The following is an 11,643-nucleotide window of genomic DNA, read 5'->3' as shown; positions in this document are numbered from 1 at the left end:
AGAAATCCGTGCATTTTTATCTTGATGTGGGGTTATAATAAACGTCATCGAGTATTGTCTCAACTATTCACGTTAAGTAATTAAAAATGAATGAAACCAGCATTGAGAAAGGCACTTTGTATATTGTTGCCACCCCAATTGGCAATTTAGGCGATATAAGCGCAAGGGCACTAGATGTGTTAAGGCAAGTTGATGTGATTGCCTGTGAAGATACTCGTCATACCCAAAAATTATTATCCGCCTTTGCAATTAAAAATAAAACCTTGTCAATGCATGACCATAACGAGCGACAACGACAAGACTACATAGCAACATTATTGCAAGACGGTAACAGTATTGCTTTAGTTTCTGATGCGGGAACTCCGTTAATTAGTGATCCTGGCTTTCATTTAGTGCGCCATTGTCGCAGTTTAGGCTTAGCGGTTTCGCCTGTACCGGGTGCTTGTGCAGCTATTTCTGCGCTTAGTGTGGCAGGGTTAGCTACAGATAGATTTTCTTTTGAAGGTTTTTTGCCTTCAAAATCAGGGGCAAGACAAAGCACGTTATTAGCGTTAGCCAATGAGTCAAGAACCATGGTTTTTTATGATGCACCACGGCGTGCCATCGACACAATAAAAGATATAGTTACCACCCTAGGGGGTAATCGTTATGTGGTAATTGCTCGTGAGTTAACGAAAACCTTTGAAACTATTCATTCTGATAGTGCTGAAAACCTACTTACTTGGCTTGAACAAGATCCCAACCAATTAAAAGGGGAAATGGTGTTAATTATTGAAGGACATCATGTTGATCCCGATGCTATTTCACCTGAAGCAATTAGCACATTAAAGTTATTACTGGCTGAAATGAAACCGAAAAAAGCCTGCGCCATAACGGCTGAAATTCACGGAGTGAAAAAAAATGCCTTATATGATGTTGCCTTATCACTAAAGTAAATCATTTAGATAAAGTAATTTAAATAAGTTATTGAAATAGAACGTTTAAAAGAAAAAGTTTAAATTTATTGAATCGTCATTAACCCCTTTTCAAACTTCACGCGTTTATATAGTTATCAATACAGGAGAATGATAATGAATAAACAAAATCTAGGGCTTATCTTTACCGGCGTTTTTGTACTCGCTTCTTGCGCACAAGAACCCTTACTAGAAGAACCAAAACAAGAGCAAACGATAGAATCTAAGCAAGCGGCTGAAATGTCGGCTAGAGCAGATAAAGAAAGATCTATGCATGCAGCAAAACTTAGCAAGCGTCAAATGAAAGCAAGCTTAATGCACGCGCAACAAGCTTTTCAGCCATCCCCAGCTCATTGGCAAACGACTAATTTAGAGAAATATACCGAGATTGATGACAATGCTATTCAGCGTGTGGAGTCACAGCCAGTCTCAACCTTTTCAATTGATGTAGATACCGCCTCATATGCTAATGTGCGCCGTATGATAAACAATGGCAGTTTACCCCAACATGATGCGGTAAGAGTTGAGGAGTTAATCAACTATTTTTCATATGATTATCCAACACCTTCTTCAAAGGGGTCGGGTAATACGCAGCCTTTTTCTGTGTACACCGAAGTAGCCCCTAGTCCTTATAATGCGCATAAACAGCTAATTCATATCGGTATTCAAGGAAAAAAAGTAGCAAAGGCTAACAGACCGGCAAGTAATTTAGTTTTTCTGCTTGATGTTTCAGGCTCAATGAATCGAGCTAATAAAATAGGCTTACTTAAAAATGCATTAAAAATGTTGACTAAGCAATTAACCGCTCAAGATAAGGTGGCCATTGTTGTTTATGCTGGCGCTGCTGGTGTGGTACTTGAACCTACTGCTGGTGATAATCGCCATGCAATTATCAATGCCCTCGAAAGCCTTAATGTAGGTGGCTCAACTAATGGTGGTGAGGGAATTCAGGCCGCCTATCGATTAGCTGAACAATCTTTTATTGACGGGGGCATCAATCGTGTGATTTTAGCCACCGATGGCGACTTTAATGTTGGCACTGTTAATCAACGCGCCTTAACAGATTTAATTGCGAAAAAACGAAAAACAGGCGTAGCACTGAGTGTTTTAGGTTTTGGCCAAGGTAACTACAATGATGCGTTAATGCAAGAGCTTGCGCAGAATGGTAATGGCAACGCTTATTATATTGATAGCTTAAATGAAGCCAGAAAAGTGCTGGTAGAGGAATTGTCTTCAACACTGATGATTATTGCCAAAGACGTAAAAATTCAAGTGGAATTTAACCCGAATGTAGTCAGTGAATATCGATTAATTGGTTATGAAACCAGAGCCTTGAAACGTGAAGATTTCAATAATGATAAGGTTGATGCTGGTGAAATAGGTGCGGGTCATTCAGTGACAGCATTATATGAGGTGAGCTTTGTCGGACAGGATAATCAAGCCATGGATCCACTACGTTATCAAAAAGCAAAAGTAATATCCCGAGCAGATAAGCAAACGGCCATGAACAATGAAGAAATTGCCTTTCTTCGTTTACGTTATAAATTGCCAGAGCAAGCACAAAGCCAACTTATTGAGTCACCTATTTTACTTAATTCAGTCACTCAGGAATTATCAGAAACGAGTGAAAGCTATCGATTCTCTGCGGCAGTTGCAGGTTTTGGTCAGTGGTTACGTGGAGGGAAAAACTTGTCAACAATGAAGCTTGAACAGGTGGTTGAGTTAGCTCAAAATGCCAAAGGCGTTGATAAATACGGTTATAAAAGTGAATTTATTAACATGGTAAAACTGGCGCAAGCATTGAGTAATTAATGTAGAGTTTTGCTTGTATAAGCTTGAGAGGAAAGAGCACTGATAACAGAAACGTTAGACGATTTAGACACTGATGAAAAGTTGATGCTAGCCTTTGTACAAGGTGATGCTTCAGCTTTTGAGCGGCTATATCATCGCCATAAAGTGGTCATTTATCGTTTTTTTATCAGACAAAACGTTACTAATGCTATAGCTGAAGAACTTTGTCATGACACTTGGCTGAAAATTATTAATGCCAAGGAAAGCTATCAAGTCAATGCTAAATTTACGACATACTTATTTACTGTCGCTAGGCGTTTAGCAAGCGACTTTCATCACAAAAAAAGTAACACCTGTGAAGTGGTAACAGAAGAAGGAGAGTTAATAGCCACAGATGAAACACATAAACATAGCCATGAACAGCACAGCCAGCAGACATTAGCAAAGGCATTACAACAACAAATTGCCTTGTTACCTTGGCATCAAAGAGAAGTTTTTTTATTAAAGCAAGAAGCAGGATTTAGTATTGAAGATATTGCCGATATCACTCAAGAGAATAAGGAAAAAGTGAAAAGTCGTTGGCGTTATGCACTTAAAAAAATGCGTGAGGGGTTAAGTAGTTATGTCAACTGAACAAGATAAAAACCAAATTACTTTAAACAAAGCGACATTAAATCAGACACCATTAGATGATGAAAAATTTATTGACGATCTTTATGCGCAATTAAGTACAGGCGTAGAAGGTAGCTTAGATGAATCTCCTAGCGCTGAACTTGATGAAAAAATAATAGCGTCAGCTCATCAGTCGGTTATGGCCTCTACTCGTGTGGTTGACTTGGCGCGCAAGAAAGAAAACAATTCTACAAATACTGAAGTTAAAAAAACTAAAGCTTGGTACGTACCAGTAAGCCTTGCAGCTTCAACTTTATTAGCGGTTTCATTGGTGGTAAACCAAAACGATGAAGTGATGGTTCATACTCAACCAAGATCAGTGCCAAGTCCTGAAGTAGCTTACTCGCCTGAAAAAAGTGTTCTGGCTGATAGTCGTGTTGTAGCTGAAACTGCTGTCGCTAATGAGACGGCAATCAACAGTGATACGACGGCAATGTTAGCTAAAAAACAACAAGTACAGGCTGCAAAATCACGCCAAGCTTCAGCACGCCAAGCTGAATCAAAAGAACAATATGCTTTTGAGGCGAAAAAAAGTGCGGCAAGAGCAATGACGTTACGAGCGACTGCAGCTAAACAGGCTCCAAGTAAACAGGCTCCAAGTAAACAGGCTCCGAGTAAACCGGCAATAATAACCATGACCACCTCAATATATCAAACCTTTGTTGAGCAGGGCCGGTTATGGTCAGTAATTGTAGAAAACGAGCGCTTTTATGTCATTAATGTCTTAAACCCTGAAGGGCAAAAGCAGCAATATAAGCTATCAAAAAAACTATTTAAAATTAAAAGTTTCTCCATTAACAAAACCAGTCAATATACTTTTAAAGAGATTGAGAACATCGCTAAGCAGTAAAGTGAAGTGAGTGATTATATTGCCACGGTTAACTGAAATAAGCATTGGTTCTACTCTTTCAATGAGGTAGAATGCGCCCCGAGTTAACGAGACAATCGCTGGCTAGTTTACCTTGTGTATTTCTAGCGGGAGGAAAGTCCGGGCTCCAATGAGCAGGGTGCCAGGTAACACCTGGGCGGCGCAAGCCGACGACAAGTGCAGCAGAGAGAAGACCGCCGATGACCGATACTTATTTATAAGTAAAGGAACAGGTAAGGCTGAAAGGGTGCGGTAAGAGCGCACCGGATTGCTGGTAACAGTAATTGCAGGGTAAACTCCACCTGGAGCAAGACCAAATAGGGTTTCATGATTATTTACTGAGTAGATAATATAAGCGTGGCTCGCGTGGAAACCGGGTAGGTTGCTTGAGCCTTAGAGCGATTTAAGGCCTAGACGAATGATTGTCACTTCCTTTGGAAGATACAAAACCCGGCTTATGTGTTAACTCACTCATTTTAGTGCCGCTTGATTTTTCTTAAACTTGATTTTTCTGAAATAACTCAAGCGGTTTCTAAAAAAATTATGTTCAACTATGCCTCATATCAAAGTAGTTATTCTAGATTAACGCTTCGCTTTTCTAATTTAATCCTCATTTTTTGTATCCATGTATAATACTAATGGAATTTATCAAATTGTCATCTCACATAGCATAATGAATTAATTTTTCATTTAAGGTCTACTTTTAATGGTTAAAGAAAAGGCATTAAGCAGTTTTTATGTAAGAAAAAACCTTTCTTTAGCTTGGCCTTTAGCCCTCAATGCCTTGTTAATGCAGTCGATGCTAATTATCGACATTTTACTGGTTTCTCCTTTGGGAGAAATTTCTGTTGCGGCAATGGGGATAGCAACAACAATCATTGCTTTTTTTCTTGGTTTGCAAACGGCGCTCTGTAACGGTACTCAACTAGTTATTGGCCGTATGTTTGGTGCTAAAGATCAGCATGGTTTGTTAACAACATTAGCCAGTGCTTTAGTGATAAACCTTATTAGCGTTGTTCTATTTATAGGTATTTTATTGGCTTGGGGTAATGATTTTATTTTGCTATTAACGGCTGATTATACCTTGGCGGAACAAGTCGCAAACTACTTAGCTATTTCGCAATATATTTTGATAGTAAATGCTCTTTCACAAGTAATCATTGTTTTTTTAAATGGTCAGGGAAATACCAAAACTCCTTTTCAAGCTTATTTAATTGAGTTGCCATTTAATGCTGCGGTGAGTTATTTGTTAATTTATGGCATAGCAAGTCTCGGATTTGAAGGACTAGGTGTTCAAGGGGCTGCATTAGGCAGTTTAGCGTCAGTGGTTTTACGATGTTGCTATTTACTTAATTACTGTAAAAAAATGGCCGAGTTAAAGGAGTTCCAATTTATTCAGCATACTCAGTTAGCTGAAGTGGTTAAGCACTTTTATGAAATTTTGCCTATTGCGACTAATTTTTTAATTTTGTCTGTAGGTAATACTGTTTATCAATTACTGTTCTCGCAGTTAAATCTTTATTCCTATGTTGCAATTACCTTGGTTTTTCCATGGCTTCGTATTGCCACACAATTTATTGTCGCTTGGGCGCAAGCTAATGCTATTAGTATTACTCAAGCAATTGGGCAAAAGAAAGCTTCTCATTTAAACGTTATTATTGATTCTTGTATCAAAATTGGGCTGGCTTTATCTTGTCTAGTGGCTTTTGCTTTATATGCTTTCAGTTTTTGTGTTGAATTGATATATCCTAAAATAGAGCAGCAAACACTTGAGGCGTTAGCCATTATTATGCCGCTTTACGTGGCTTTGCCTCTTATTAGAACTTACAACACTATTGCCGGTAATATTCTGCGAGCCATGGGGTTAACGGTTCAAGTTTTAAATGTGCATTTTGTCACTCAGTGGTTGATTGCCTTACCCTTGTGCTCGGTATTGATCTTATATTTTGAGGCCTCATTATTTTGGGTGTTCGCTTTATTACCTATTGAAGAAGCTTTAAAGGCGATCCCTTTTTATATCATGATAAAAAAAGCAAAACACCGAACCCAAGTCGCTAATTAAGTATGCTGTTTATGGTGTTTTGTATCTGCTGATAATCGGTTGATTCAATAAAACCAATAGAAAAAGTTTGTGGTGTGTTTAGATATTTATTTTTATTACTTCGCCCAAAAGCAAATACAGTCATATCAGGTCGGCTTACATAATTATCTGGATGGTTATCATCTTGATGGTGGTACATATAAAGTACTCTTGGGCTTGCTTGATCACCGAAAGCTATCCACTCTGGCGCAGGTAAATCACCTAAAAATGGCTCGTTAATTTTGTGTTTTTTAGTATCAATTGAGGCCATCCAAAAGTCAGTTTCATTCATTTTGCCATTGGGCACACCTTCATATTGAATCCAGTAATGAAAGCCTGCACTTACTTTGCTCATGGTAAAATCCAGCCTGTCGGGGTAAAAATCCCATTGACCTTGCCATTGTTTGTTAGCAGATATAAAAATAATACGTACATGTGAAGGTGAGTTTATGGCAATGGTTGAGGTTGAAGGCTCAGTGCTACTATTCATGGCATGAAAATAACTACCATCCTGTTTGTGAATAGCATTTGGGAAACCTCGGTATTCACCTTTGTGGCCACTGCCTGGTTCATTGTGAAAGCCAAGCCAATCGACACCATCAATATCGAGCATGCTAGATAAGCCACCGCCTGTTTTCTCAAGGTAATAGATGGCGTTACTGGTTGAGATGATATAAGTTTCACCGCCACCTGCTGAGTGATCAGTTCCGTGACTTAAGCTCACCTGATTATTAACCGAACTAGTTAATTCTTGTTGAGAAGTTTCTACTGGTGAGGCAATACTTAAGCTGCAATTGGCACAAAAATAGAGCATCGTCATTCCCAAACGGCTAAGTATTTTGTTTTTCAATATTGCCAATAAAAGCGTCATTATTTTGAGACCTTATGAATCGGTTGAGCACTTTTTTTCAATAAAACGCCAACCGCTAACACTACCAATGCACAGCAAATAAATAACACTCTTCCCCAAAGCGGGTTAGGAATTAAGGTCATTAACAGCATGCCCCCACCCATTAAAATAATCATCGAGCCAAGCTTGTTGCGCTGTTGTTGATCATAATCATCCTGCACATTATCAGCAATAACCGGTGTTTCAATATCAACAAAAAAGGCTTCCCTTTCTTGTTTGTGCTCATCTTTCGAAGCTTTATAAAATAAAGGCGTTGCACAGAAAAAACCAGCGGTGATAACAAGTTGACCAGCAATTGTCATCATCAGGTTCATATCGACAGCTTCTCGACGTGTTAGCTCAGGTAAACCAAGCCATTGAGCAAATACTTGTGGTGTGAATACATTCATTAAGAACCAGGACACAAATAAACCTAATGCGACAGTAACCCAAGGTGCCCAGTTAGGGGTTTTCTTGATAAATAAACCAAAAATTAAAGGGATGAGTAAGGGCACTTGCACCATAGTTGATAATGACATCATCAATTCGAATAAACTTAATTCTTTGAGTGATTTGAAAAATAAGGCGACAGCAATGACCAAAATACCACAGGCAAAACTGACCACTCGGCTCACCAGCAATAACCGTTTATCATCAACTTGTTTATTGTGTTTTGTTATCCATGGTTGATAAATGCTTCGCACGAAAATGCCGGCATTTTTATTCAGTGATGAATCCATGGATGACATAGTGGCGGCGAACAAACCTGCTAATAATAACCCGACGGTACCTATTGGCATGGCATTTCGCGTAAAGACTAAATACACAGCATCACCGGCTTTATTGCCCAACTCAGGAAATTGAGCGGCTGCATCCGGATATAAAATGGCTGATGCCCATGGAGGTATAAACCAAATAATACTGCCTAAACCCATTAATACCATAGCAAGTAATGATGCTTTTCTGGCATTTTCAGTATCTTTAGCATTTAAAAAGCGAAATGAGTCATTCAAATTCATGATGGTGATCATCTGCTTTGCTAAGAAAAAGATAAAGGTTCCCACTAATAACAAGCCGTAATTCATGTCTGGTCCCATCATAAAGTCTGAAGGGAAGTTGGTTACAAGTTCAGAGGGGCCACCCACCATAACTAAGGCGACAACAGCACAGGAAACCGATACAACGGCAACGACGAGAGTTTGAACAAAATCGGAAGCAACAACGCCCCAAGCGCCTGAAAGAACAGAGACAAATAAAACCGTTAAACCGGTAACAATAATGGTAAGTGTGATATCAGCGTTAAAAGCAGCACTAGCAAATACGCCTAAAGCGTTTAGCCATACACCGGCATTAATTAAACTAAAAACAATTAATGCCCATGAAAAGAACCTTTCATTTTGGCTACCGAAGCGGCGTTTTATCCCTTCGGTTGGGGTGTCTACACGCATTTGACGAAAACGGTGAGAAAAGTACGCCCAACCACAAAAATAAGCGAAGGTATTGGCAAAGAATACTAAGCTAACGGCAAAACCATCACTAAAAGCCTTACCTGCAGCACCGGTAAATGTCCACGCTGAAAACTGTGCCATAAAGGCGGTGGAGCCAACCATCCACCACAGCATTCTACCGCCGCCACGGAAATAATCACTGGTGGAGTTTTTAGCCATACTTTTAAAGGTAAAGCCAATGCTTACAATTAAAATAAAGTAACCAGCAATAACCAAGTATTCATACAACATAGCAGCGCCTGTTTGTTGGTAAATTATGATAGATGACTTACATCGACCCAATTATTATTTTTGCGAATTAAGTCAATAAGTTGCTGGTAAAGGCTACCTGCTTTAAACGTTTGGTAAGGTGGCACTTGCTCACCTTGTAGATCTTTAACAAATTCACGAATTAAATATTGCCAATTTCTTTCAGTATCACCTTCAATATCAGGCACGTCAGCGGCAATGTCTGCAGGTAATTTTTTTTCTTGCCATGTGTTGTTGTCCCCGTACACATAAAGTGGACCAGCGCCATAATGGCCTTTAATATAAATAGCCCCTTTACTGCCATAAAATACAAGATGATCTTCGTGGAACCTTGGGTGTAAACCACCATGTTTAAACATAACAGAAACAGGCTTTTGGGCAAATGGACTTTCGAGTTGAGCTAACACGTTATAAGACCATTCAACGTTTGATTCCCCCCACTTCAGGGCAGGATCATTAATATCTTTTGGAATATGTTCACGTCGAGTTTTAAAGTTATGTACACCTTCAACAATTGGTGCTTTGCCTAAGTCATCTCGTACTTCACCCATAATGGATAATATCTTTTCGCCAACGACAGAAGTAACGATCGACATCATATGAGTAAAGTTATTATTCAAGCGGCCACCGCCGTCTTCTTTTCTATGTGACCAGCCAAAAGGAATATCACGCTCTAAATTAAAATGAGAAACACACTCTACTTCTAAAGGCTCACCAATAGCGCCTTCGGCGACTAGCCTTTTGGCATGCAAAATTTCAGGCATATAACGAAAACTCGAGGCAAAAGCGGTTTTTATACCTTTAGCTTCTGCTAACTCGTAAAGTTCTTTTGAAGTTTCACCGTCTGTAGTTAAAGGTTTATCACAGAATATATGACACCCGAAGTCAATTGCTTGTTTAATCGGCTCAAGATGAGCACCACCAGGAGTTGCTATAGATACTACGTCAGGTTGACAGTCTTTGAGTGCTTGCTGCCAGTTAGTACCAGCATAAGGAATATTCATCTTGGCTGCGACGTCTTTTACGACGCTTTCTGTTCTGCCAACAATGCCGACAATGTCAGCACCTGCGTATTTAAATGCTTCGGCGTGGCCTTGGCCAGCAAAACCTGTACCGTGTACTAATACTTTAATTTTTTCACTCATTCTTCTATCCTATCATTAAACTTCAAAGGTTAACTTTGTAAGGTAAATACGCTCAATAATCTTAGCTTACCAGTTCCAAAGCGTACCATCTTCTAATCTACTTACTGGTAAGTAAGAGCGTTTATATGGAAACTTCATTGCGGCTGTTTCATCAAATTCGATGCCAAGGCCGGGCGCCTCACTCATAAAAGCCATGCCATTTTCTACGGTGTAATCGTGTTTGAAAATTTGCTTTAATTCATCATTACCAAAGCCGACAAACTCTTGGATGCCAAAATTGGGTGCCCAAATATTTAAATGCATATGTGCGGCAAAACACACAGGCGATAAGTCAGGCGCACCATGTGGCGCAGTTTTAACATTATAAAGGCTGGCAAAGTCGGCGATTCTTCTTAATGAAGTTATGCCACCGGCATGTGTTGCTGCCACACGTATATAGTCAATTAATTGGTTTTGAATGAGATCTTTGCAGTCCCAAATGGTGTTATACGTTTCGCCAATAGCTAAGGGAGTAGTGGTATGTTGCCTGATCAATTTATAGTTATCTTGATTTTCAGCCATAGAAGCATCTTCAAGAAACAATAGATTATACGGTTCTAATAATTTGCCTAGTTTTGCTGATTCAACTGGCGTTAATCGACTATGCACATCATGGACAAAATCAACTTCATAACCAAAGCGTTCACGGGCTTGTCGAAACAAATCTACCACCATATTGAAATACTTTTGCGTTGACCACTCTTCTTCTGGAGGTAAAGGCCTGTTACCTTGCAGTTCAAAATAATCTTTTTTATCGCCCAGTACACCATAGGTTACTTTCAAACCAGGAATAGCAGACTGTAAGCGGATAACTTTAAAACCCTGTTCAATTAACGTTTGGGTTTTATCAAGCGTATCATCAATATTCTCACCATTTGCATGTGCATATAGAGTGACACCTTTACGGCTTTTTCCGCCCAATAATTGATAAACAGGCAAACCTGCTTCTTTTCCCTTAATATCCCATAATGCCATATCAATAGCAGCAATTGCCGCCATATTTATCGGCCCTTTACGCCAATAAACACCTTTGTATAAGTATTGCCAAATGTCTTCTATATCACCCGCGTTTCGCCCTATCAAACAAGGAATAACATGCTCTTCTAAAAAAGTGACTACGGCCAGTTCTCTACCATTTACCGTCGCGTCACCTAACCCATAAATTCCGTTTTCGGTAATGACTTTGACAGTAACAAAGTTTCTGCCTGGACAGCTGACAAAAACTTTTATTTCTTTAATTTTCACTTTTTTCTCCGGCTTTTGTAGCGAGTAATATGACTAATATTTGCTATTATAAAACGATTTACTAAATCGTTTTAGTAAAGTATCTTGTTTGAAAAATGTTGTCAATAGCCAAGATGTTGCAAGACTAAAACGATTTAGTTGAATGTACCTTGCTATTACTTCAGAATATGCAGATAGATTAATGCAAAAATTGAAAAAGCATAC

At 39.1% G+C, this 11,643-nt stretch carries 9 protein-coding genes and 1 other RNA gene; 6 read left to right on the top strand and 4 right to left on the bottom strand.

Annotation, left to right across the window (positions count from 1 at the left end):
* Positions 1-86: 86 nt before the first annotated feature.
* From rsmI to AC27GZ_RS12425, 6 genes are all read left to right on the top strand, one after another.
* Entirely contained in the window at positions 87-935 is an 849-nt protein-coding gene (gene rsmI, locus AC27GZ_RS12450) for a 16S rRNA (cytidine(1402)-2'-O)-methyltransferase (protein WP_487095498.1), read from the top strand.
* 135 nt (positions 936-1,070) lie between these two features.
* On the top strand, positions 1,071-2,765 hold the full coding sequence (locus AC27GZ_RS12445; protein ID WP_487095497.1) for a vWA domain-containing protein: 1,695 nt from the start codon (positions 1,071-1,073) through the stop codon (positions 2,763-2,765).
* Between the two features lie 84 nt (positions 2,766-2,849).
* Positions 2,850-3,377 (top strand): sigma-70 family RNA polymerase sigma factor, encoded by a 528-nt coding sequence (locus AC27GZ_RS12440; RefSeq protein ID WP_487095496.1) that lies wholly within the window; start codon positions 2,850-2,852, stop codon positions 3,375-3,377.
* The gene (locus tag AC27GZ_RS12435; RefSeq protein WP_487095495.1) at positions 3,367-4,266 is read left to right on the top strand and encodes a hypothetical protein; all 900 of its coding nucleotides are present in this window, start codon (positions 3,367-3,369) and stop codon (positions 4,264-4,266) included. Before AC27GZ_RS12440 ends, AC27GZ_RS12435 begins: the two co-directional genes overlap by 11 nt.
* Positions 4,267-4,345: 79 nt before the next feature.
* Positions 4,346-4,758: RNase P RNA component class A (rnpB, locus tag AC27GZ_RS12430), an RNA gene on the top strand.
* Between the two features lie 232 nt (positions 4,759-4,990).
* Positions 4,991-6,346 carry an MATE family efflux transporter gene (locus AC27GZ_RS12425; protein ID WP_487095494.1) on the top strand — a complete coding sequence of 452 codons (1,356 nt, stop codon included), beginning with the start codon at positions 4,991-4,993 and terminating at the stop codon, positions 6,344-6,346.
* Here AC27GZ_RS12425 and AC27GZ_RS12420 read toward each other — a convergent pair.
* The 4 genes from AC27GZ_RS12420 to manD form a co-directional block, all read right to left on the bottom strand.
* Positions 6,339-7,235 carry a hypothetical protein gene (locus tag AC27GZ_RS12420; RefSeq protein WP_487095493.1) on the bottom strand — a complete coding sequence of 299 codons (897 nt, stop codon included), beginning with the start codon at positions 7,233-7,235 and terminating at the stop codon, positions 6,339-6,341. The two genes, AC27GZ_RS12425 and AC27GZ_RS12420, sit on opposite strands and share 8 nt — an antisense overlap.
* Positions 7,235-8,992 carry a sodium:solute symporter family transporter gene (locus AC27GZ_RS12415; protein ID WP_487095491.1) on the bottom strand — a complete coding sequence of 586 codons (1,758 nt, stop codon included), beginning with the start codon at positions 8,990-8,992 and terminating at the stop codon, positions 7,235-7,237. Before AC27GZ_RS12415 ends, AC27GZ_RS12420 begins: the two co-directional genes overlap by 1 nt.
* Positions 8,993-9,015: 23 nt before the next feature.
* Positions 9,016-10,155 carry a Gfo/Idh/MocA family protein gene (locus AC27GZ_RS12410; protein ID WP_487095490.1) on the bottom strand — a complete coding sequence of 380 codons (1,140 nt, stop codon included), beginning with the start codon at positions 10,153-10,155 and terminating at the stop codon, positions 9,016-9,018.
* 66 nt (positions 10,156-10,221) lie between these two features.
* A complete protein-coding gene (manD, locus tag AC27GZ_RS12405) occupies positions 10,222-11,439 on the bottom strand; it encodes a D-mannonate dehydratase ManD (protein WP_487095489.1) in 1,218 nt (405 codons plus the stop codon).
* Between the last annotated feature and the right edge of the window lie 204 nt (positions 11,440-11,643).

It is taken from the genome of Colwellia sp. SU-HH00943 (assembly GCF_057546125.1).
The sequence above is the reverse complement of the archived record's forward strand: the minus strand, read 5'-3'. Positions and strand labels throughout refer to the sequence as shown.